Genomic DNA, 23,965 nt, shown 5'->3' on the forward strand with positions numbered 1-23,965 from the left:
GAAATGAAGTTAAGGAAACCAGTATGAACACGCTTTCAAGCCACGTACTTGATACCACACTAGGTAAGCCTGCTCAGGGCATTGCGCTAACCCTTACATTGCCTGACGGCAGCACGCTTTTAGGTGAAACAGATAACGATGGCAGGTTTAAAAATTGGGGGCATAAAGGCAGCTTTTCTGCTGGGGTTTACACCCTGCGATTCCACTGCAAGCCTTACCTCGAACAAACTCACGGCAGCAGTTTTTATCCACATATTGATATTACGTTTGAACTTAATGAAAACGGTGGTCATTATCACGTACCACTGCTTATTTCTCCATTTGGTTTCAGTAGCTACAGGGGCAGCTAATTAACATGCAGCTTTTTCGTGCAAGCATTGCGCACTTTCCTAAACAGACCTCACAATTTGATAATGACATCGCCATTTTTAAAGACGGTGGCTTGTTAGTAGACGGCAAAGAAATAAAAGACATTGGCACATTTAACGACATCAATGAGCGCTATCCGGCCGCCACTGTCACAGATTTATCAGGAAAATGGATTCTACCCGGCCTGATAGATAGCCATTTGCATTACCCTCAAACACAGAGTATCGCTCACTATGGCGAGCAGCTTTTAAGCTGGCTTGAAAACTATACGTTTCCTGCAGAAATGCAATTTGCCAACGGCGAGCATGCCGAGCATATCGCTACCGTCTTTTTGAACCAACTTTTGAAAAATGGTACTACCACAGGTTTTGTGTTTACCACGGTGCACAAAGGCAGCTGCGATGCGCTATTTAGTGCAGCAAGCGAAATAGACATGGCAATTGTAGCGGGTAAGGTGTGCATGGACAGGAATTGTCCAAGCGAGCTGAAAGACTGTGCGAGTACCGCGCAAGCAGACAGTGCACATTTAATTGAAACTTGGCACAACAAAGGACGTAACCGCTATGCGTTAACACCTCGCTTTGCTCCTACTAGCACAGAAGCTCAGCTTGCTGCATTAGGCGAGTTAGCGCAGCAGTATCCTGACGTTTTTATTCAAACTCACTTATCAGAGAATCTGGATGAAATTGCTTGGGTCAAAAGTTTGTTTCCGAATGCGGATGGCTATTTAGATGTTTACGACACTTACCACTTAGTGCGCGAGCGCGCGGTATTTGGTCATGGTATTCACCTTACGCCTAATGAGTGGGCTCGTTTGGGCGAAAGCGGTGCAACTGTTGCGTTCTGCCCCACCTCCAACTTGTTTTTAGGCAGTGGTCTTTTTGATATGACCGCGGCTAGAGCCAACAAGGTTCACGTTGCGATGGCCACCGATGTTGGTGCAGGCACCACGTTTAATATGTTTAAAACCTATGGCGATGCCTACAAGGTGAGCCAACTGCGCAACGAGCCTATAAGCCCACTAGAGGGGTTTTATCTTATGACACAAGGTGCAGCTGTGGCACATGCCCTTGATAGTGAAATCGGTAATTTGAATCCGGGATCAACCGCTGACTTCATAGTTGTTGAACCTAGGTTCGATGAGTTAACGCGCTTAAGAATAAAAGAACACGCTGAATTTAATGATGTGTTTTTTGCCTTGAGCATTTTAGGCGACGATCGTGCTATCGATCAAACGTGGATAAGCGGAACATGTCGCTATAAGAAATAATAAATTAATGTGAGCTACAGTCGGGTCGGTTTTCCGGCCGCAGAATAAGGAGAATAATAATGCCGTGGCTAGATTGGATAAGTTTGTTTGTACGCTGGTTTCACGTGGTGGCGGGTGTTGCGTGGATTGGCGCGTCTTTTTATTTTATCTGGCTGGATAACAACTTACGTACCCCACCCAAATGGAAGCAAGACAAAGGGATTAAAGGCGATTTATGGGCAATTCATGGTGGCGGCTTTTATGAAGTTGCCAAATATGCTTATGGCCCTGAGAAAATGCCTGAGACCTTACACTGGTTTAAATGGGAAGCATACACAACGTGGTTATCAGGCTTTGTACTTCTAATCATTGTTTATTACTTTGGCGCCAGCGCTTATCTTATCGACCCTTCCGTGAACGCAATGTCTCCCGCTATGGCAATATCACTGGGCTTAGGGCTAATATTTGGCGGTCTAGCCTTGTATGAATTTGCATGTCGCAGCCCGTTAGCAAAATACCCACTTGCCTTTGGTATCGGCTTAATTGCACTGATTTGTGTTGTTAGCTATTTATCAACCCAATGGTTTAGCGGCCGTGGCGCTTACATACACGTGGGCGCACTAATCGGCACCATTATGGCGGGGAACGTATTTTTTAATATCATGCCCAACCAGCGCAAAATGGTAGCGGCCGTAGCAGATAAAAACGATATTGACCCTCACTGGGGGGCTAGCGCGAAATTACGCTCGGTACACAACAATTACTTCACGTTGCCGTTGCTGTTCATCATGATTTCAAATCACTATCCAATAACGTATCAGCACCCTCACAACTACCTAGTACTTATTGCGATGATGGCCGCTGCAGCTTGGATAAGACATTTCTTCAACCTTCGCCATGTTGGCATTACAAAGCCAAGTATTTTGGTAACAGGCGCAGCGGCGATGTTAGCGATAACGATATGGGTTTCTTGGCCGCAACAAACATCAACGCAGCAGGTTAGCCAAAGTGATGCCTTTAGCGCACCAAATACATCCCAGCTTGCTGTACACCAAGCTGATAAACACGGTGCTAAAACGCTGAATAATAATGGGGAGCCTGACACAAGCGCAATGGTGACTAATGCTCGTGTGGCAAATTTAGTAGCCGCGCATTGTGTTGGCTGTCATTCACGTACTCCAACCGATGACATCTTTAAAGTGGCACCTTTAGGTGTGGTATTAGATTCATGGGAAGACATTGAAAGGTTTGCGCCGCAAGTGGTTCGAAGAACAACGGTAACTAAAGACATGCCATTTTTAAACAAAACGAAAATGACCGAAAGCGAGCGTCAAGATATAGCCCGCTGGTTCTCACAAAGACAATAATATAGATGCGCGATGTAGATGAGCAGTTAAACGGCTACTTGCTACATCGCTTTATCAATATCGATTTGGTCTTGCTGGCAATGCTTTTTCTGGTACATGATTTCATCAGCGGCATCTAACCATTCCTGAACGGTGGTAAACGCTTTGTGCCATTCAACCCAACCTAAGCTAAAGCAAATTGGCTCTGTCTTTTCATCATCAATGTAAAATTCAAAAGTATTTTTCAGCACTCTATCAAAGAACGCTTCGGTTTCTTCCGCGTTAGTGCCGTAAAGCAGAACGACGAACTCGTCGCCACCTATGCGTCCGAATCGATCACTTTCACGAAGTAGGCTACTCATCTTGTGAGAAAACTCGACAAGCGCCTTATCCCCTATTTTGTGACCGTATTTGTCATTTATTTCTTTGAACTTATCAAGGTCAATGTAGACAAGCGTTGAGGTTTGTTGCCCCCTTTCCATTCGCGCAATTTCGTCATTCAATTGGCTGAATATTTCTCTTCTATTTGCAAGCCCGGTTAGCGAGTCAGTTTTGGAAAGGTGTTCTAGCTTAGTCACCGCACCCATTAGCGCTTGCTGCTGTGTCTTCTCCCTCGTTATATCATCAGCCGTACCAAGAATAAGCGACTGCATTTCGCGATCGTCATAAATAAAACTTCCTCGGTCGTGCAGGTACTTTACCTCACCTTTTGAATTGTATATGCGATACTGAATATCCCAGTTCTGCAAGGGGCGCTTGTTAAATAGTTTGAGTACACGTGCTTTATCATCTTCGTGAACGTAATCAATAAACGTCAACGGGTTACAATAAAGCTCAAATTCATTGCGACCAAAAATATTAGCGTAGCCATCATTGACGTATTTAAGCTTTCCTAAATCAGGGGTTGCAACCCAAATAAAGGTTCTATCTGAAAACGCGCTAACAATTTTACTGAACAAGGCATCTACTTGGAAAAGCTCAGATTGAATACGCTTTTTCTCGTCAATATCTTCAACGATAGAAATGAAATAGTCGGGATTGTCCTGCTTGTCTCTAACCAGAGAAACCGAAATTTTTGCCCAAACTTTTTCACCATCACGCCTCATAAAGAGCTTTTCAGCTTCGTAATCGTTAACTTCGCCTTTCAATGCGCGCTCTATATACTGCAAGTCCCCCTCAAGATATTCTAGGGGGGTCAGTTCTTGAAACGTAATTTTAGTGAGCTCTTCGTTCGAATAACCCAAAAATTCACACAATCGCTTATTAACACGAATAAAGCTCCCATCCACACTAACATGGGCCAAGCCCACCGGACAAAAGTAGAAAGTTTCTTCAAACATAGGGCATCGCCCCGCTACGTAATTGCATTCCGTCGCCTCAATAAATGGCTCTCAATTTATTTTGAGTGCTATATATACTTTGGTAGTAACCATTATAGATTAACTTTTTTAGTTAACTTTAAAATCGAACTAAGAAAAAAGCTTAGACTGCGCAATAATTTAGCGAGATATCGGCGAGTATTATGTGAACAGTTCGATGAACATCACCTCTCAAAAAAACCAAAAATTTAAAGCCCACTAAATCAACGGCCTACACTCAATTGCGTCAAAAAATCTGGTAGTAACCTTTTTCCCACTGGTTGATTAATTACACTATGAAACCAAAATATACTTACTAAGAAATTTATTATCAGGAGTTTTTACTATGAGTAACGTACTCATTATTAATGCGCACCACTATTACCCGTTTTCAGAAGGTCGCTTGAACAGTTCACTTGTTGAGAGAGCGGCAGCTCATCTATCAAACAAAGGCTATAATATTCGAATTGTTACCATGAAAGATGATCACAACGTGGATGAGCAACTATCGTTGCACCAATGGGCAGATATAATTCTACTTCAATCACCAATTAACTGGATGGGTGTGCCGTGGTCTTTTAAAAAGTATATGGACAAAGTTTATACAGCTGGTATGGGTGGAGCCCTGTGTAACGGAGATGGGCGCAATGCAGAAGAGCCTAAGAAAAATTATGGAACGGGTGGAACGTTAAAAGGCAAAAAATACATGATGTCTGTAACCTTCAACGCTCCTGCTGAGTCTTTCAACGATAAAGATGAATATCTTTTTGAAGGAAAAAGTGTGGATGATTTATTATTTCCAATGCACGCAAACTTTCGCTTTTTTGGGCTAGAAGCCCTTCCTACTTTCGCGGCATTCGATGTGATGAAAAATGCTGATGTTGAAAACGACTTTTTGCGCTTCGAGGCGCATATCGCTGAACACTTTTAATTTTTTAATAAATTCAAAGAAAAAAGGTGTAGATGTGACATAAGCCAACTATTAAGCGGTGAACCTTTCTCATCACCGCTTTTGATTGTTCAGCTTTAGGCAATTAGGATTAATCGTTGGAGTGACTTTCAGACCAAACTCGAAGCTGCTCAAGAATATCTAACGCTGAGCGCCCAAAATCCGTTAGGCTATAGGCAACAGCAATGGGACGAGTGTCAATAACGTTACGAATCACCATACCATTGTTTTCCAGCTCTTTAAGGCGTTGGTCCACCATCTTACGGCTAGCGCCTCCGAGCATTCTGCACAAGTCGTTAAATCTAACAGGCTCATCTTTTAAATGGTAGATTATAGACCCCGTCCACTTTCCACCAATTAAACGCATTCCGCGTTCTATCGCACAAGGCTCCGTACAAGTATTTAAAACGGTTTTTCTACCCTTAGCGTCTGTTTTTATTTCGCTTTCCATCAAATTTCCTAAAAATACCACCTAGTAACTAAAAGTATACTAATTGTTTGTTTGAACAAGGTAACTAAAATAGACCACATAAGCAAGTTTGCCCTTGAGTTTACCTTTAGTTAATTAGTCTGTATTCAACGAAACAGGTTCACTGCGGGCGTCTTTGGAGCATAAGCCATGAAAGATATTCATTTATACACCGCAAGCACAATGAACGGGTGGAAGCCAGTCATCTTTTTAGAAGAGGCAGGTGTAGATTACGACTTAACCCACATCGACTTTTCCTCTCGACAGCAAAAGTCTCCTGAATACCTAGCTATAAACCTCAATGGGCGGATCCCAACTATCATCGACAGATCTAACAACGATTTTGTGGTTTTCGAGTCCGGCGCCATTCTTTGGTATTTAGCCAAAAAATATCAAAAATTTATTCCGTTAAACAGCAACATGGAATCTGAGGTTCTTCAATGGCTGATGTTTCAAATGGGCGGTATTGGCCCAATGATGGGGCAAGCCATGTTTTTTCAGCGTATTGCGCCCAAACAGGGTGAACACAACTCCTACGCCATTGACAGGTACATTTCAGAAAGTCGACGCCTTTTAGAAGTACTAAACACAAGGCTTGAAGGTCGCAGTTATTTAGTAAACGACGAGTTCACTATCGCTGACATGGCAACCTACCCTTGGGCCAGAGCCTATCATTGGGCAAAAGTAGATATTTCGGGTCTAAAAAACCTTGAAGCATGGTTTAACCGCATCGATCAACGCGAAGCAACTCAGCGCGCACTAACTATTCCAGAACCTTTTGAAGCTTTCTTTGGCAGAGGGGATTCAGAAGAACAAGCTAGGCAAGAGAAAGCCAACGCTGACAGATTTTAATAATACTACTTAAAACAGGCAAAACAGACCGTTCAAACCAAGTGCAGCGCCTTGGCGAGAGCTGATTAAACTTTAACTTCACGGTGACAAAAACCATGATTGAATTTACGTTAAATGGAAAAAAAGTGCAGACAGATGCTGCATCAGATACGCCTCTCGTTTGGGTAATACGCGATGAATTTGGATTAAAAGGTACCAAATTTGGGTGCGGTGTAGCGATGTGTGGCGCATGCACGGTGCATATTGATGGTAACGCTATTCGCTCTTGCTCCTATCCGGTTTCATTAGCAAAAGGTAAGAACGTAAACACTATTGAAAGCTTCAATAACGAGCATCCCTTGCAATCTGCTTGGGTTGAAGAACAAGTACCCCAGTGTGGCTACTGCCAGTCTGGTCAAATCATGCAAGCAGCGACGTTGCTAGACAGAAATCCAAACCCGAGCGATCAAGATATCGTTAATCACATGAGCACAAATTATTGTCGCTGTATGGCTTACGCGCGCATAAAAAAGGCGATTAAGCGTGCCGCAACGTCTTCAGTTCAATACTTTGATCCCAACGCTTCATCAGAAGGTGAAAACGCATGAGCATGAAAAACATCTCTCAAGAAAAGAAAGACATGATCAACTTATCTCGCCGTTCTTTCATGGTGGGGTCAATGAAGACATCTTTATTCATGGCATTTGGCGCTGCCGCGGTTCCATCTCTGTTGTCAGCGAAAGAGAATATTGAAACAAAACAGTTTTCACCAAATATTTGGTTTGAAATGGATACAGATGGCAACGTCACCGTTAACATAGCCAAAGCGGAAATGGGGCAGCATATCGGTACGCCAATCGCTAGAATCTTGGCTGATGAGCTTGAGTGCGACTGGGAGAAAGTGTCTATAGTTCACGTCGATACGGACCCGAAATGGGGCTACATGGTAACAGGCGGCTCGTGGTCAATTTTCCATACCTACAAACCTATGTCTCAGGCGGGCGCCGCCGGCCGCATGGTGTTAATTGAAGCAGGAGCAAAACTGCTTGGCGTGCCTGCTGATAGTTGTAAAGCAGAAAAAGGCTTTGTCATCTCGGGTAACAAGAAAGTTAGCTTCGGTGATATTGTAGCGAATGGCAAAGTAGACAAAACGTTTAGTGCAGATGAACTTGCGGAATTGCCGATTAAACCGGGTAAGAAACGCCACCTTATTGGCGTAAACACAGACTACAAGGCGTTGGATATCCCCCCTAAAACTAACGGTACTGCGGTTTACGGTATTGATGTTGAAGTGGAAAACATGCTTTATGCACGCCCAATTCTCCCTCCTACCCGCTATGGCAGTTCAGTGACGAATGTTGACGACAGTAAAGCTAGGAACCTACCGGGATACAAAGGTTATAAAGTACTTACCGACCCGAGCGGTACCATCGAAGGCTGGCTGACTGTATTGGCAACAGACTACCCTACCGCGATTAAAGCTGTTGATTTGGTGAAAGTTAGCTACAACGCTGGTAAAACTGCCAATGTTTCTGAAGCTGACATTCAAAAAGAAGGCGAAAGAATTGTGCGTGACCGCAAGAAAGGCACCGTTTTTGTTGATGAGGGAAATATAGAGCAGGCACAGAAAAAAGCGGCACAAACCATTGAGGCTTTATATACCACTGCAACTGCAAACCATTTCCAACTAGAACCACTTAACGCTATCGCTGAATTTAAAGGTGGTAAATGGCATATTCATACAGGTAATCAGTGGCAAAGCCTAACACTTCCTACTGTAGCTAAAGCCGCAGAGGTTCCAGAAAGTGATGTGATCCTTCACCAGTATTATCTTGGCGGTGGTTTTGGACGACGCCTTTATGGAGATTGGATTGTTCCAGCATTGCTTACAGCCAAAGCTGCTGGCCAGCCAGTCAAACTGGTGTTCATGCGCCCAGATGATACATTGTTTGACCAACCCCGCTCTGCCTCTACCTCACTGTTTAACGCATCGTTCGATGAAAATAATCAGTTTTTAGGCATGGAGCATGCCCTTGCGGCAGGCTGGCCAACACTAAAAATGGCACCAGGTTTTCTAGCACCGGGAGTAAGCGGCGAAGGAAAAGTAGATATGTTTTCGGCATCTGGCGCCGACCACTGGTACACCATGTCTCACCATCGCGCACGTGCTGTTAACAATAAGGTTGCGCAAGATACGTTTACACCAGGTTGGCTGCGTTCGGTAGGTCAAGGTTGGATTGTATGGGGCTTGGAATCATTTATTGACGAAGTGGCGATGAAAGCCAACCAAGACCCTGTCGACTTCAGGCTTGCTATGTTAGACGGAAAAGGTAAACAAGGGGGCAAAGCGCCAGAAAGTGTTGGTGGTGCCACACGACTTGCCAATACGCTTGAAATTCTCAAGAAGAAGACTGCGAATGTAAAACTTGGTGCTGACGAAGGTATTGGCTATAGCGTAAGTGCAGGTCAAGAGCGCACTATGCCAGCTTGGCTTTCAACCGCAGCCCATGTTCATGTTAATAAGCGCACAGGAAAGATGACGGTTAAGAAGCTATGGGTTGTGTCTGATGCCGGTATTGTTATCCATCCAGATGGCGCAATGGCGCAACTTGAAGGTTCACTGCTGTGGGGATTGAGCTTGGCACTGTTTGAACATAACGAAGTGATAAATGGTCAGGTTTCAAAAACAAACTTACATACCTACCTTCCACTGCGTATGAATGATGTCCCAGAGATGGATATTGAACTTGTGGAGAGCGATGAGTTTCCTGTAGGACTGGGTGAGCCAGGCGTTATTGGGGTCGCGCCCGCTATCGGTAATGCTGTATACCAAGCTGTTGGCGTAAGACTACGTCATTTGCCTATGCTTGCTCAGCATGTGTCAAAAGAACTTGAGGCATAAGGAAAATAATATGAAGTTTATATCAACTTTAATGGTTTTCACGCTCTCAGCGTTCGTGCTAAGTGCATGTATGGCAAGCAATAGCGACGAAGGGGTTCGCAACAATACGACTACTACCGTTGAAGAAGTGACAAATTCAACGCCAGCATTTGAAGCTTATCAGCAAGACCCTAACCCAACGACAGCATTTAACTACTTATTCGATGTGGCAACACATCCGCGATGTGTGAATTGTCACGGCGTGATAGAAGATGGTGCTCACCGACCAACCGTGGGAGACAACAAAGTTCCGCACCCTATGAATATTACCTCTGTGAACAATTTGAAAATGGCGGTTCAAGACGGAAAGTTTGTTCAGGTTGGCGAAACGCACCCCGTAAACTGCCGTGGTTGTCACCAGAATGAAAATGCGCGTGAGCCAGGTAGACCACCTGGCGCAGCAAATGAACTTATGCCTGGCTTTGTGTGGCATATGCCACCGCCTACTATGATCATTGGCAATGATATGACTCCTTCGAAGCTATGCAGTAATTGGTTGAACCCACAGCTCAACTCATTTCTCGCCCAGCGCGGTGGTCGCAACGATATGAAAACATTCAAAAAAGAATTTGAACATCATGCCAGTGATGACCCACTAGTGAGATGGGCATGGAACCCTGGCCCAGGCAGAACACCTGCACCTGGTACACATGCACAGTTCGCTCAGGCAATGTCTGTATGGATTAACGGCGGCGCACCTTGCCCTACTGACAGTTAAGTTAAAAAAAGGCTTTGACCAAAATTGAACAACCCGCGTTTTAGCGGGCTGTTCAATTAATACGGTAGTGATAACCCGTTAACGCGAGATTAAAAATGGTACAGAGCGCTTAAAACAAACGACTCGGAACCGGGATTTGTATCCCCTAACCCACCGTTTGAAATATGACCGATTTCGGCTTCTAACGAAAAGGTTTCAGAGAGCTTGTATAAACCAGAAAGTGATGAGTAGAACTCAATGGTGTCGCCCAAATTTTCAGACTCATCAACAATACCCGCATGAAAAGCAACGCGGACAGAAAAGTCGTTGTACTTGTAGACATCTTTTGCCAAACCCGCTGCAAAATAATGCTGGCCTTGGTTTGCATTTACCAGAAGTACGGTAGGTCGTAAGCCGTAAAACGAATCTAACGGTTTATGAATGTAGGCGACGTGAATGGCATGGCGGTCAGCGTCATCAAATAAGTTCCAAACCGCTGCTCCTGCTTTAAGATCGCTCCCTTTCGGCAGCGCTTGCGCAGTAAGAGAAACTGAAGAGGTAAGTAAAGATAATACAAGTGCGAGTGTTTTTGCTGTTGTTTTCATGTTTATACTGTTCTAAATAAAGGTTAAATATTACGCTGTCATTCAGGATTTCCACCCTTGTGCGTAAAATAGTAACCCAAGTTACTTTTTTCAACCTAAGGTATTTTTGTAACCTTATAACTTTGATGAACTATAAATTCACATTCGCTCTAAAAGTTCATGTTGCATTTAATGAATAAATTACCCTGCGCAGATTCACTAAACTTTGTACGGTAAACAAATTTAAGTAGAGATGTATGACTGACATTGACGATATTGAAGAGATAAAAAACAGTAAAAAAGCATTAGTTCTGTTCGCTCACCCGGCACAGACTCGCTCAGAAGTAAACGTTCCTCTTTTTCATGAAGCCCAATTAAATAAGCATGTAACTGCTGTCGATTTGTATGCCGAATATCCTGATTTCAATATTGATATTGAGCGAGAGCAGCAGCGTTTAGTCGACCACGATGTCATTATTTTTCTGTTTCCTCTTTACTGGTACTCAACGCCTTCCATTTTAAAAGAGTGGCAAGATTTGGTGTTGGAATATGGTTTTGCCTATGGACATGAAGGCACTGCACTTAAAGATAAATTATTTCTTTGTGCGTTAAGCGCAGGCGGTAAAGAAGAAGCCTATCAAACTGACGGTTTCAATCATTACACTATCAGGCAACTACTCCAGCCTTTAGAGCAAATGGCTCAGATCACGCATATGACCTACATCGCCCCTTTTGCAATATTTGGCTCTCGTACTGCTCAGGAAGAGCATCGGGTAGCTCAGCACAAATACAAGTGGGTAACTTTGCTGAACAAGCTAACAACCAACACCCTAGATTTAGAAAAAGCAAAGCGCGTCGAGAATCTCGCAGACCTTTGTACAACTCAAGGAGATTAACGTGACTGGCTATTTCTTATATGCATTTATCTACTTGGTTGCCGCTGTCATAGCCGTGCCCATTGCGAAGCGCCTTGGGTTAGGGTCTGTACTAGGCTATTTAATTGCTGGGCTTGTAATAGGGCCAGTATTCGGCCTTGTTGGCGATGAGACGGTTGCCATTCAACATTTTGCTGAATTCGGCGTAGTAATGATGCTTTTTTTAGTTGGGTTAGAGCTTGAGCCTCGCTCTTTATGGGCAATGAAGTCAAAACTTATGGGGTTGGGCGGCTTTCAATTAGCGTTAACCACCGCTCTTATAACTGGCGTCGCCTTGTTGCTTAATCAGCCCTTTAGCATTGCTCTTACTATAGGTCTTATTTTCGCTCTATCTTCAACGGCCATTGTTTTACAAACATTGCAAGAAAAAGGGCTTCAAAAAACTGAGGGAGGCAAAAGCGCCTTTTCTGTGTTGCTGTTTCAAGATATAGCTGTTATTCCCATGCTTGCGCTTATTCCCTTGCTTGCCATACCCGAACTCGTTGCCGCAGGAGGCGAACATGGCGCAGCTGAATCACACGATAGCTTAAATTTAGTAGAAGGGCTTGCTCCATGGGCTTCTGGCTTGGTGATCATTAGCTCAATTGCCTTTCTTACTATTGGCGGACACTACTTAAGCCGCCCTTTATTTAAGTTTGTTGCCGCATCGGGTTTACGAGAAATATTTACGGCCACGGCGCTTATGTTAATTATCGGTATTGCCGCGTTAATGGGACTGGTTGGGCTCTCTCCTGCCCTTGGCGCATTTTTAGCGGGCGTGGTTCTAGCTAACAGTGAATTCAGGCATGAACTTGAGGCCAATATCGAGCCGTTTAAGGGGTTATTGCTGGGCCTCTTTTTTATAACGGTAGGGGCTGGCATTAACTTTTCAGTGCTTAGTGAGAGCCCGATGTTGATAGCAGGGCTAACTGTCGCGGTTATGCTGGTGAAAGCCATTGTACTGTTTATCATCGCCGTAATTTTCAAAATAAAAGGCACCAATAAATGGCTATTCACACTCAGCCTTGCTCAGGCGGGTGAATTCGGTTTCGTACTACTCAGTTTTGCCTCGCAGAACTATGTGCTGCCAAGCGACATTATTTCTGTACTTTCTCTTGTTGTGGCTATCTCTATGTTCTTAACGCCAGGGCTTTTCATCCTATTCGACAAAGCCATTATTCCTCACTATAAGAATGCGAAATCGCAACGTGATGAAGATATTATTGATGAAAAAGGTACCGTGGTCATTGCCGGGATTGGTCGTTTTGGGCAGATTGTAAATCGCCTCTTAGCAGCTAATGACGTTAAAACGGTTGTGCTCGATATTCGTTCTGAGCAAATAGACCTTTTCAGACGCTTCGGCAATAAAGCGTATTTTGGTGATGCATCTAAACCTGACATATTGCATACCGCAGGGGCGCACGAAGCATCTTTATTGGTTATCGCCATTGACGACAGAGAAACAGCAGCAGAGATGGTGAAATATGCCAAACATGCTTTTCCCCATGTAAAAGTACTTGCCCGTGCCTTTGACCGTGGTCATGGCTACCGCTTGCGCCAGCTAGGCGCAGATTTTGTGGTATCTGAAACGTACCACAGTGCGCTTGAAATGGGAGCGGAGGCATTACGCTCACTCAATATTCATCCTTTCCAAGTTGAGCGACAAAAAATGGCCTACAAAAATATTGAATCTCAACAAAACGATGTGCTGTATCACGCGTGGGTGGATGATGCGAGTGGCGAACGGGTAGACAACAATTACCTAAAACTGTTCAGCGAACTAGAATCGCTTATTGAAGATGCGCTGAAAACCGATTTACACGACAGACATTCGAAGATGCGTGGTTGGACTCCACCACCAAAGGGTTATGCAGAGAAGCTCGCGCCAGATGAAAAGCCTAATGAACACTAGTGTTAACTTTGATGGTAGTAACTAAACCGTTTGTTTAAGTGCGTTTTCGCTTAACTTTGCTGCTTTGGAAGCCACGGAACACGAATAGTGTAAAAAATGAGAAAAACCTGATCGAAATGGTGGAAAACGCGATAACCAGTATATATAAAATTCATCGTATACTAATTGTTCCCTACTCACCCATAGCTTAATCGGGTGCGTTTCAATACGCTTTGAAATACCCCACTGAGTTAATTGGGAAACAGAAGTGGTCTATTTAAATGGAGAGTTACCATGTTGTCTGAAAAAAATCTCTGCCGCGCCTTTTTAAAGCGAGGGCTTGTCGCTTTAATTGCACTTACAGGAATAAGTGCATGCGAAGAAGCTCCCTCCCCGCCTAAAGCCGTATCATCAACGCCGGTAACCCTTTATAACGTTCAGCACTCAGACGAGACTATTGCTAAATTCCCAGGGCAAGTTGAAGCGTCAGAATACTCAAATTTGTCGTTTCGAATTGGTGGAAAACTTCAAGAACTTAACGTAAAAGCTGGCGAGGAAGTGCAGGAAAATCAACTCATCGCTCGCCTTGATGACAGAGACGCTAGAGCACAGCTAGCAACTGCGCAGTCTCAATTCGATGTTTCATCTGCGATGTTTGAGCGAATGGAAGCGTCGGTGGAAAAAGGCGCAGTAAGTCGCTCTACTTTCGACGAAGCGAAAGCTAACTTCTTAGCCGCGAAGGCAAGCCTAACCAACGCGCAGGACCAGCTAAGCTATACGGAGCTTCGCGCCCCCTTTGCAGGGCTTATTGCATCTGTACCCGTTGAAAATTATCAAGTTATTGTACCCCAGCAAACTATTGCAGAACTTCATATGCCTGGTGCCATTGACGTTACGTTTCAGCTGCCAGAACAAAAAATGCGCATGATTGACCGCTCACGAGCACGTGAAAACCGCAGTTCCGAAATTGCATGGGTGACCTTTTCTGGTGTGCCGGAAAAGCGTTACGCGGCCATGTATAAAGACCACGAAAGTACCACCCGACAAGGTGAGCTTAGCTACGAAGTTACCATTACCTTGCCTGAACCTGACGACATCAACGTGCTGGCAGGCATGAGCGCAACAGTATTGTTAGATATGTCTAAGCTAATTGAATCGGATGCCAAACTTTGGCTTGTGCCTTTTGGCGCTGTGGTGACCGACAACAACGACCCGAACAAAGCCATAGTGTGGCGTTTTAAACCAAACAGCCAGAGCGCTGAGAATGGTTACAACAACTCGAAAAAAGGCACCGTTGAGGCCGTTGAGGTGATGATTACACGAGGTATATCGAACGGACTGCTTGTTGAAGGCCCGTTAAATGACGATGATAGAATTGTGGCTGCGGGTGCTCACCTTGTAAAAGAAGGCCAAGCAGTGACGGAGTGGACGAAAGAAGGAGGCCTGTAAGCTATGGTCGAGTATTTTTTTCGTCAAAAAGTCATCAGCTGGATGGTCGCCATTATTTTGGGTGTTGGCGGCATTGTTACGTTTTTAGGGTTAGGCCAACTTGAGTTTCCTGAATTTACCATCAGAAATGCGCTTGTTATCACCCAATATCCTGGGGCGACGCCTGAACAAGTTGAAGAAGAAGTCACTCTTCAGCTTGAAAAGGCCATTCAGCGAATACCTAATGTAAAACGTATAAGCTCTGTAAATATGGTGGGCTTATCGCAAATTACGGTAGAGCTTAAAAGCGGAGTTCAAGCCAAAGACCTAGAGCAGTATTGGGACAACCTTCGACGCAAAGTGAGCGACGCCCAAGCAGCGTTGCCACCTGGCACCAGTACTTCAATTGTAAACGACGATTTTGGTGATGTTTTCGGCCTACTGCTTACCCTTAAAAGTGAAGACTATTCGCTGAAGCAAATGGAAGACTTTGCCGATTTAATGCAGCGAGAAATTCAGCTTGTTGAAGGCGTGAAAAAGGTGTCTATTGCGGGCACGGTAAACGAGCAAATTATCGTATCTCTTGATCACGACAAAATGAAAGCGCTGAACGTGTCAGCAGACTCAATTGCTGGCCTTTTAACAGCACAAAACATAGTAGGTAATGCGGGCTCAATAAAGGTGCAGGGCAAACGCCTGTCTATTCAGCCCACCGGCGAATTTGACAACCTTGAGGCGCTAGGTCAGGTAGTGATTGGCTCGCCAGCTAGCGGCCTCATTCGCCTAACCGACATCGCAACCATTGAGCGAGCACTTAACGATACACCTTCCATTCTTTATCACAGTTCTGGTACTCCTGCCCTGTCTATTGGTGTTTCATTTGCGTCAGCGGTTAATGTGGTTGATGTAGGTAAGCAGCTAGATACTAAAATTGCTGAACTAGAGCAGCGCATGCCACTTGGTATGACCCTTAACACCGTTTACAACCAGCCCACGGTGGTCGACGACTCTGTTACTGGCTTCTTGATAAACCTTGTAGAGGCGGTTGCCATTGTTATTTTCGTTCTACTTCTTTTTATGGGCTGGCGAAGCGGCGTTTTAATGGGGCTTATACTCGTCCTCACGATATTGGGCACCTTCATTTTAATGTCTGTTAAGGGCATTGAACTTCAAAAAATATCCCTTGGCGCGCTTATCATTGCGCTAGGCATGTTGGTAGACAACGCCATTGTCGTTACCGAAGGTATGCTAATTGGCGTAAGAAAAGGGCAAACCAAGTTACAGGCCGCAAAAGATGTAGTGTCTCAAAATGGCCTCCCCTTGTTAGGGGCAACTGTCATCGCCATTACTGCCTTTGCGCCAATTGGTTTGTCGCCAGATGCCACCGGAGAATTTGTAGGCTCACTTTTTTGGGTGTTGTGTTTCTCGTTATTTTTAAGTTGGATTACTGCGCTTACTATTACCCCATTTTTCTTTGACTTACTGTTTAAAACAGAAAAAGAACGAGGCGCTGGCGATGATGAAGACCCGTACAAAGGCATTGTATTTACCGTTTATAAGCGCGTGCTTACCAGTGCAATAAACCATCGATACATCACCATTACTCTTGTGTTACTCGCGCTAGTTGGCAGTGTTGCATCAGGGCGATTTGTAAAAAATGCTTTTTTCCCAGACTCGTCAACGCCTCTTTTCTTCGTTGATTTATGGCTACCTGAAGGCAGCGATATTTTAACGACAGAGCAGTCGATTCGACGCTTAGAAGATAAAGTGCTTGATATGCAAGACATTGCTAACGTAACTAGCGTTATAGGCGGCGGTGCACAGCGCCTTACGCTGACCTACGCCCCAGAGGACAGGTACGCCAGTTATGGGCAACTTATTGTTGAAACCAATACGGTGGAATCACGCGATGCACGCATGCGAGAAATTATCGAGCTGGTGCGCGAAGACTTTCCGAATGTTCAATACAAAGTAAAAGCGCTTCAAGTAGGCCCTTCCGCAAAAGCTGCTATTGAGGCACGAATATATGGACCAGAACCAGATGTATTGCGTGAGATAAGTAGCGATATAGAAGCTATTTTTCAAGCAGAAGACACCATGGACAGTGTGCGTTTATCGTGGAGTAATAAAGTCCCGTTTGTAGAGCCTGTATTTTTAGAGGAGCAAGCGAGGCGCATTGGCGTAACACGCGACGCCGTGCATACAGCATTTTTGCTTAACAACGAAGGACAAACCGTTGGGCTTTACCGAGAAGGCAGTGATCTCATTCCCATCGTAATGCGCAACGACCTGAATCAACGTTACGACATCGATAACCTTGCGTCGCTCAATGTTTGGAGCCAAGAACAAGGCAAATATATTAGCATGGCCGATGTAATCAGTAATGTGGATGTGTCGTTGGACAACCCCATTATTAAACGCCGAAATCGCGTGCGCATGCTAGCGGTTTATGCTGAGCCATTACCGCTATCAGGCGAAACCGCAGCCAGTGTTCAAGCAAAAGTGCGTCCTTTGGTTGAAGAACTGTCTTTACCTGATGGTTATCGTATTGAATGGGGCGGTGAATACGAAACCTCTCGCGATGCACAAAGCGCGCTATTCGCCAGCATGCCCATTGGCATATTAGGCATGTTCATTATTACTGTTTTGCTATTCGGCAAGGCTCGCCAAGCACTTGCCATATGGGGCGTTATTCCACTTACCACCATTGGTATAATTGGGGGCTTAGTGCTTGTAGGTGCACCTTTCACGTTTATGGCTCTTTTAGGTAGCTTAAGCCTTATTGGTATGGTGCTTAAAAACGGTATTGTACTCATGGAAGAGATTAACGTGCAGGCAAAAGGTGATTATGGCGCATTCGATGCGGTGGTTGTGGCATCTGTTTCCCGTGTACGGCCCGTGTCTATGGCAGCAATTACTACAGTACTGGGAATGATCCCGCTATTCTCAGATGCATTTTTCGCCTCTATGGCAGTGGTGATTGTGTTTGGTTTAGCGGTAGCAACGGTACTAACTCTACTTATATTGCCCGTGCTTCACTGTACATTCCACGGTATTAAGTCAGAGTAAACCTTTCGCCTTTAAAGTTAAATTTGGAGGCGTGCTAAAACTGCCTTAACATTAAACATCATAGCCAGCATCGCATGCTGGCTTTCTTTCATATTGTCTAAAGCCAGCAGCGCGCTGCACAGGAAAGATGAACATGACTGCCCTCTCTCAATTAAAAGGCTATTATTTTACAGCAGTACTCAGTTTGTTGTTTGCTGTTATTGGCTTTTCCTATAATGCGTGGCGCATGGAAGTATCGGAGAGCAATAGCAATGTGCGGACCGCGTCATTCGAAGTCTTAAAAGAGTTGGCCGCATTAGAGCGCGTGGTGTTTGCATCTCATTATGACCAAGATTCAGTGCGAGGAAATCCAAGAGAAGGCTGGATAACCGTTGGGGTTATTTCCGATTTAAGCGTTCTAATTGGGGAAGGTGTCGAAGTAAAAGCAAATGCGCTTAAAGACACATGGTCTTCGAAATGGGAACAGCTTCCCATTAGTGAACCGGCGGCAATAAAAATTGGCGCACAAATAGATGACGTGAGAAGTGAAATAAAGATTGTTCTAGCTGGTCTTGAGTAACCTGAAGTTTAAAAAGCATCAAGTTATAGCATGCTAATGATTCAAGCTACTTCACGTCAACTAGACGCGACCTAACAAGCCCCTACCCCAATATACTTTTGAATCAAAGGAGCCTTTCCACAAGGGCTCTTTCTTAATCGGTTTTAGTGCCACAGATCTAAAAAACGATAACAGCGCTCTATTACATTATTTGCTCTACTTAGCGTTTACTTCAATAAAATTACACTTCCCAGTTTACTTTTTAAGATTATCGTTTAAAATATGTAAACTACACTGTGCAGTATACTTTTAATTTAAGGTGATAGCATGCCCGTTTTTAATTGCACACGCTTTCTTGTTGGAGTTTTATTTATGACATCTTTTTGTAGCGCTTCAAATTCAATTGCAGCAAACGCAACTCAACCTGAAAAATTCACTAACACCCATATTGAATATAAAACGACATGGCAAGACATGTGGAAAGTAACCAAAGCTTACTTTCGCGATGATAGAAAAGCGGCTACGCCAAACTTTGATATTCCCGTTTCAGAACTAACATCGCAAATGCTTAACGATGTTTCAGAAGATAGCGTGATAAAACTAGGGCACTCCACTACCCTGCTCAAGCTTGCCGAGCGTTATATCTTGATAGATCCTGTGTTTAGTGAACGTGCATCACCCGTTCAGTGGATGGGGCCAAAACGTTTTCACAAGGCACCTATTTCACTTGACGCTTTGCCCCACATTGACGCTGTTATTATTAGCCATGACCATTACGATCATTTGGACAAGGGCAGCATAGAAGTACTTAAACACAAAGTTAAAGTCTTTATTACGCCATTAAGAGTAGGCAATCATTTACGTGACTGGGGGGTAAGCAGCGATAAAATTGTTGAGCTAAACTGGTGGCAAAATACCCATGTTGCCGGGATAGAAATAATCGCCACGCCTTCACAGCACTTTTCGGGTCGCAGCCTTTTTGATAAAGATGAGACGCTTTGGGCTAGCTGGGTTATTCGATCACCTAATACCAACATTTTTTACAGCGGAGACTCAGGCTACTTCGAAGGGTTTAAAACCATTGGGGAAAAATACGGTCCGTTCGATTTGTCTATGATTGAGACCGGTGCATACAACGAGCTTTGGTCTGATATTCATATGCTGCCGTCAGAAAGCCTTCAAGCCCACATCGATGTTCAAGCAAATGTGATGATGCCAGTGCACAATAGTACATTTGATTTAGCGCTACACAACTGGAATGAACCGCTAATAAAAATTACAGAGAAGGCAGGTATTAAAGGAGTCCCCATTAGCATCCCAATATTTGGTGAAATTGTTCCAATCAAAAATGCGGCTGAAGCTCCTAACAAAACATGGTGGTTAGACGAAAGGTAAGTAGTAACAACAGTGTAGTTGCTTCATTATTACTCGCTTAACTGCATGTTTTGCAGCATATAGGCCACAGACTCACAACGTGTGTTCAATGCCAAATAGCTTAAAATGACTGCTTAGTTTTATCTGATAGATTCGATGCCTAACAAATTTTAAAGCAAAAGAGCTAAAAAGGAGGTGGAGAAAACACCTCCTGCTATTGATTGTACTGTTTATTTTTTGAGCATTTTTTCAATGTCGTCAGCGCTCACTGGTTTTGAGAAAAGATAACCTTGCGCAAACTCAACATTGAGTAGTTTACAATAACCAGACTGGCTTTCGGTTTCCACTCCTTCAACCACGATGTTTAAGTCGAGCTTGTGCCCCACATTCACAATCGCTTCCATCAAAGCACTGTCGTAAGCATTTTCTGGCGCACCTTTCAAAAATGAGCGGTCAATTTTTAAGTGACTGACGGGAAACTCTTTAAGGTAACTAAGTGAAGAATAACCTGTACCAAAGTCATCAATTGATATTTCGACGCCCAAATCTCGCTGAATTCGAAGGTTCTCTAGTATTACCTTATCCGATTTGATGAAAACATTCTCGGTTAACTCAAGACCAATATCTTTCGGTGCTAATCGGTATTGTTCTCTGCACTCCGTTAGGCGCTCAAAATATGCACTCTGTTCAAGCTCTTTGCCCGAAACGTTTATGTCAACGCGAATATTAAAGCCTTGTTGTTTCCACAAATACGCTTGTTTACATGCTTTTTGTAAAACCCAGTTTCCAATTTGAATAATCAACTCACTGCGCTCAGCAATGGGAATGAAGATATTGGGCGGTGCCGCTTTTTCTTTATCTTTCGGACACCACCTTAATAGCGCTTCACACGACGCCACTTCACCTGTTTTCAAATCAATTTGGGGTTGGTAAAGAAGCTCAAATTCATCGTTTTCAAGCGATTCATGCAAATGAGCAGCAATGCTTCTCTGCTGACGAAGTTTTTGACTTAATGCACGAGTAAAAAAATGATAGCGATTACGCCCTTCCGCTTTCGCTTGATACATCGCCACATCAGCATTTTTAAGTAAATCATCAATACCCGCTCCATCTTTAGGGTACATGCTAATGCCGATACTTGATGTGATATAAACGTTTTCAGCGCTAAGGGCAAAGCTCTGCGTAAAGCAGTCTGTTAAATTTCGAGCAATACGAGCACTTTCAACTTCACTGTTTATGTTCGTTGCAACAAAAACAAATTCGTCCCCTCCAAAGCGAGCAAGAATTCCTTTGCTTTCGATACTGCTCGACAAGCGTTTAGCGACAGAGCGAAGCAACTCATCGCCCCAATTGTGGCCTAAGGTATCGTTGACCTCTTTAAACATGTCTAAATCGATAAAAAACAGTGCTAGGCCCGTGTTGTTGAGTGAAGCCTCTTCAATAGACGATTTTAAGAACTGCTCTAGCAAACGTCTGTTTGGTAAGTCAGTTAATAAATCGGTAGATGCCATTCGCTCCAACTCTTGGCGAATTTCATGTTGCTCACTCAGATCAATATCAACGCAGTACATTTCTGGGGAGTCCGTCCCCTCTTTTAACATTACGTGAGATGAGAAAACGTGAATGTCGTCGCCGCCTTTTTTCTTGAGTACAAGTTCATTAGACGGGATGGCCTCCCCCTTTTCTAACCAGCGCTGATGTGAATCGATTACGGCGTCTTTCATTTTAAGGGGAATTATCAAATCTTCGATTTTTTGACCCAATGCTTCTTGTTCGCGAAAGCCATACATGTCTTCGCTTGATTTGTTCCAGTAAATTACTTTGCGATGCTTGTCGTAACCCTGCACCGACACTTTTGGTAAGGCACTAATAAGTTCAAGGAACCGCCTTTCAGCTGATCCATGCTGTTGAAATAACGGGGGCTCTCGATATTTCTTTGAGCTCATCATACTCCTGCGAGTCCTAAATTATTGGTTAGCATAAGTAAAAAGTGGCCACCATTGTTTTAGTGTAGACTAAAAGCCAGTGACTATCTGACATTAAGGGTAAATTTAAAACTAAAGTGCTTATTGAACAGAAACGTGGTAAGTCTCAAACGCAAGGAATAACGTGAGGTTCATCGTTTAAGTTCGAAAAAGTGTGAGATTAAAAAAGAGTAGAAGTAGGCACTTACTCCGAGGCGAGGAAATTACCACTAGTGTTATTAGATGCCAAGCTTTAACTTAGTAGCCTGATACTGACCGCTTAAAAAGTAACAACTATGGCGCACTTTTCAACTATCTGAATATTTTATCTACGCCGGTAAGTACATGAGTAATTTTGTGATCCGTGATAACACGTATGCATGAACGCGTTGCTCATGAAGCTTCACCAATATCGTTGGTCTGGTACCTTTTTTCAGCGGCCTGCCTATGAAAAGCAGACAAGTGTTGTGTATCGTCAAAACGCAAAACACCATCGGCGATACCGGAATACTTTATTGCCATCAGATCTTTTAAGTAAAAGTCTTTATTCCGCCATGGAAAATGCAAGCCTTGTTTAGGAACTGTCGGTGCGGCTCGCAAGATATAGCCAGAATTAAGGTCAACAATTCCCTCAGATTCTTGTTCCTCTTCAAGGTACGGATAAACCGAGCTGTAGTGATTTTTTTCTAAATAGTTAAACAAACGACATATGTATTGATAAGTGAGCTCAGCTTTTAACGTCCACGATGAATTTGTGTAACCAAAAATCATCAATAAATTTGGAATGTTGCTAAACATCATTCCTTTGTAGTTTGTCAGGCTATTGGGTATAACCTTTTGACCGTCGACTTCCACCGACATTCCGCCCCATAACTGAATTTCTAAGCCAGTAGCAGTGACAATGACATCAGCATCAATATGCCTGCCATTTTTCAGTTTTACGCCTTCTTCAGTAAAGGCATCAATATGTGCTGTAACAATAGAAGCGCTACCGCTATTTAAGCATTCAAATAAATCGCCATCTGGAACCATGCAAACACGCTGATCCCATGGTTTATAGCGTGGCTTAAAATGTGTATCCACATCTATGTCGTCATTCAACGCTTTTGCCGTATCTTTTCGAATCACTTTAGCGATGAAATCGGGAAAACGCTTTGATAGAAAATAAGTTGCTTGCTGCAACAATACATACTTAGCCCGCATTATCTTATTGGTGAGCTTTGCAGGCAGGAAGGAAGATAAAAACCGGTACACTCCATCAGAAGAGGGGCGATTGTAAATATATGTTGGAGACCGCTGTAACATGACCACATGACGAGCTTTATCAGCAAGTTTCGGAACAAGCGTTACCGCGGTGGCGCCCGAGCCAATCACAACAATGCGTTTATTTTTATAATCATAGTTCTCGGGCCACTTTTGTGGGTGAATAATATCTCCCTTAAATTTATTGTGCCCTTCAAACTTCGGTAGATAACCGTTCTCGTAATTATAATAGCCTGTACAAGACACCAAAAACTTACAAGAAACTTTGTACTCGCTTGTGTCGAAACGCCTAATAGTGCATGTCCAACGATCAGTTTTAGAGCACCAACTCACATTGACTACTCGCTGACGAAACCGAATGTGCTTTCTCAAGTTTTCTTCTTCAACCAGTTCACGAAGGTAGTTATTGATTCGGTCTGCTGACCCAATATATTCTCTTTCTTTCCAAGGCTTGAAAGAATAGGCAAAGGTATACATGTCTGAGTCGGAGCGAAGCCCCGGATATTTAAAAAAGTCCCACGTCCCACCAATACTGTTTCGACTCTCAATAACAGCAAAACTATCGTTCTGGCGATGCTTTTTAAGCGTGTAGCACATTCCTAACCCTGAAATACCTGCGCCTATAATTAACACATCTAAATGTTCTGCAGTTTTTCGTTCTGTCGATTGCATGCTTCACCAATAACGCTCCATTAACATCATTTACATTATCGCTACCTCCTCATTTTCGA

19 protein-coding genes are annotated in these 23,965 nt (G+C 43.7%); 14 read left to right on the plus strand and 5 right to left on the minus strand.

All coding sequences use genetic code 11. The features are described 5' to 3' along the window. The first annotated feature begins 23 nt into the window (after window positions 1-23). From uraH to ACHUFN_RS02490, 3 genes are read left to right on the plus strand one after another with little or no spacing between them, the layout of a single operon-like run. The gene (gene uraH / locus ACHUFN_RS02480; protein WP_394220734.1) at window positions 24-350 is read left to right on the plus strand and encodes a hydroxyisourate hydrolase; all 327 of its coding nucleotides are present in this window, start codon (window positions 24-26) and stop codon (window positions 348-350) included. Between the two features lie 5 nt (window positions 351-355). Beyond that, a complete protein-coding gene (guaD, locus tag ACHUFN_RS02485; RefSeq protein WP_394220735.1) occupies window positions 356-1,639 on the plus strand; it encodes a guanine deaminase in 1,284 nt (427 codons plus the stop codon). Between the two features lie 59 nt (window positions 1,640-1,698). Then, the gene (locus ACHUFN_RS02490) at window positions 1,699-2,985 is read left to right on the plus strand and encodes a urate hydroxylase PuuD (RefSeq protein WP_394220736.1); all 1,287 of its coding nucleotides are present in this window, start codon (window positions 1,699-1,701) and stop codon (window positions 2,983-2,985) included. A 41-nt stretch (window positions 2,986-3,026) separates the two neighbouring features. On the opposite strand, the gene ACHUFN_RS02495 is transcribed toward ACHUFN_RS02490, so the two are convergent. Beyond that, window positions 3,027-4,304 (minus strand): diguanylate cyclase, encoded by a 1,278-nt coding sequence (locus tag ACHUFN_RS02495; RefSeq protein WP_394220737.1) that lies wholly within the window; start codon window positions 4,302-4,304, stop codon window positions 3,027-3,029. 364 nt (window positions 4,305-4,668) lie between these two features. Between ACHUFN_RS02495 and ACHUFN_RS02500 the strand changes: the two genes are divergently transcribed. Further along, window positions 4,669-5,253 (plus strand): NAD(P)H-dependent oxidoreductase, encoded by a 585-nt coding sequence (locus tag ACHUFN_RS02500; RefSeq protein ID WP_394220738.1) that lies wholly within the window; start codon window positions 4,669-4,671, stop codon window positions 5,251-5,253. A 109-nt stretch (window positions 5,254-5,362) separates the two neighbouring features. Here the strand turns inward: ACHUFN_RS02500 and ACHUFN_RS02505 are convergent, their stop codons facing one another. Next, window positions 5,363-5,722, minus strand: a complete 360-nt coding sequence (locus tag ACHUFN_RS02505) for a winged helix-turn-helix transcriptional regulator (protein WP_394220739.1) — start codon at window positions 5,720-5,722, stop codon at window positions 5,363-5,365. A gap of 168 nt (window positions 5,723-5,890) precedes the next feature. Between ACHUFN_RS02505 and ACHUFN_RS02510 the strand changes: the two genes are divergently transcribed. The 4 genes from ACHUFN_RS02510 to ACHUFN_RS02525 all read left to right on the plus strand — a co-directional run bounded on the left by ACHUFN_RS02510 (window position 5,891) and on the right by ACHUFN_RS02525 (window position 10,230). Beyond that, a complete protein-coding gene (locus ACHUFN_RS02510; RefSeq protein ID WP_394220740.1) occupies window positions 5,891-6,592 on the plus strand; it encodes a glutathione S-transferase family protein in 702 nt (233 codons plus the stop codon). A 95-nt stretch (window positions 6,593-6,687) separates the two neighbouring features. Next, entirely contained in the window at window positions 6,688-7,179 is a 492-nt protein-coding gene (locus ACHUFN_RS02515; protein ID WP_394220741.1) for a (2Fe-2S)-binding protein, read from the plus strand. Beyond that, on the plus strand, window positions 7,176-9,473 hold the full coding sequence (locus tag ACHUFN_RS02520; protein WP_394220742.1) for a xanthine dehydrogenase family protein molybdopterin-binding subunit: 2,298 nt from the start codon (window positions 7,176-7,178) through the stop codon (window positions 9,471-9,473). The genes ACHUFN_RS02515 and ACHUFN_RS02520 overlap by 4 nt, the downstream gene beginning before the upstream one ends. A gap of 10 nt (window positions 9,474-9,483) precedes the next feature. Next, the gene (locus tag ACHUFN_RS02525; protein WP_394220743.1) at window positions 9,484-10,230 is read left to right on the plus strand and encodes a hypothetical protein; all 747 of its coding nucleotides are present in this window, start codon (window positions 9,484-9,486) and stop codon (window positions 10,228-10,230) included. A gap of 89 nt (window positions 10,231-10,319) precedes the next feature. Here ACHUFN_RS02525 and ACHUFN_RS02530 read toward each other — a convergent pair whose 3' ends face one another. Beyond that, window positions 10,320-10,814, minus strand: coding sequence for an acyloxyacyl hydrolase (locus tag ACHUFN_RS02530; protein WP_394220744.1), 495 nt, complete (start codon window positions 10,812-10,814; stop codon window positions 10,320-10,322). A gap of 236 nt (window positions 10,815-11,050) precedes the next feature. Here ACHUFN_RS02530 and ACHUFN_RS02535 point away from each other — a divergent pair, with 236 nt between their 5' ends. The 6 genes from ACHUFN_RS02535 to ACHUFN_RS02560 all read left to right on the plus strand — a co-directional run bounded on the left by ACHUFN_RS02535 (window position 11,051) and on the right by ACHUFN_RS02560 (window position 20,028). Next, window positions 11,051-11,689, plus strand: a complete 639-nt coding sequence (locus tag ACHUFN_RS02535; RefSeq protein ID WP_394220745.1) for an NAD(P)H-dependent oxidoreductase — start codon at window positions 11,051-11,053, stop codon at window positions 11,687-11,689. A 1-nt stretch (window position 11,690) separates the two neighbouring features. Continuing rightward, complete coding sequence (locus ACHUFN_RS02540) at window positions 11,691-13,619, plus strand: monovalent cation:proton antiporter-2 (CPA2) family protein (RefSeq protein ID WP_394220746.1); 1,929 nt, start codon at window positions 11,691-11,693, stop codon at window positions 13,617-13,619. Between the two features lie 273 nt (window positions 13,620-13,892). Further along, window positions 13,893-15,047 (plus strand): efflux RND transporter periplasmic adaptor subunit, encoded by a 1,155-nt coding sequence (locus ACHUFN_RS02545; protein ID WP_394220747.1) that lies wholly within the window; start codon window positions 13,893-13,895, stop codon window positions 15,045-15,047. Between the two features lie 3 nt (window positions 15,048-15,050). Beyond that, on the plus strand, window positions 15,051-18,095 hold the full coding sequence (locus ACHUFN_RS02550; RefSeq protein ID WP_394220748.1) for an efflux RND transporter permease subunit: 3,045 nt from the start codon (window positions 15,051-15,053) through the stop codon (window positions 18,093-18,095). A 133-nt stretch (window positions 18,096-18,228) separates the two neighbouring features. Further along, window positions 18,229-18,654, plus strand: coding sequence for a hypothetical protein (locus tag ACHUFN_RS02555; protein WP_394220749.1), 426 nt, complete (start codon window positions 18,229-18,231; stop codon window positions 18,652-18,654). A gap of 351 nt (window positions 18,655-19,005) precedes the next feature. After that, a complete protein-coding gene (locus ACHUFN_RS02560) occupies window positions 19,006-20,028 on the plus strand; it encodes an MBL fold metallo-hydrolase (RefSeq protein WP_394220750.1) in 1,023 nt (340 codons plus the stop codon). A gap of 209 nt (window positions 20,029-20,237) precedes the next feature. On the opposite strand, the gene ACHUFN_RS02565 is transcribed toward ACHUFN_RS02560, so the two are convergent. Continuing rightward, window positions 20,238-21,956, minus strand: coding sequence for a sensor domain-containing protein (locus ACHUFN_RS02565; RefSeq protein ID WP_394220751.1), 1,719 nt, complete (start codon window positions 21,954-21,956; stop codon window positions 20,238-20,240). A gap of 408 nt (window positions 21,957-22,364) precedes the next feature. Then, entirely contained in the window at window positions 22,365-23,906 is a 1,542-nt protein-coding gene (locus ACHUFN_RS02570; RefSeq protein ID WP_394220752.1) for a flavin-containing monooxygenase, read from the minus strand. Between the last annotated feature and the right edge of the window lie 59 nt (window positions 23,907-23,965).

Origin of the sequence: Alteromonas gracilis, from assembly GCF_043642145.1 — a bacterium.
In the GTDB taxonomy this organism is placed as follows: Bacteria; Pseudomonadota; Gammaproteobacteria; order Enterobacterales; family Alteromonadaceae; genus Alteromonas; species Alteromonas gracilis_B.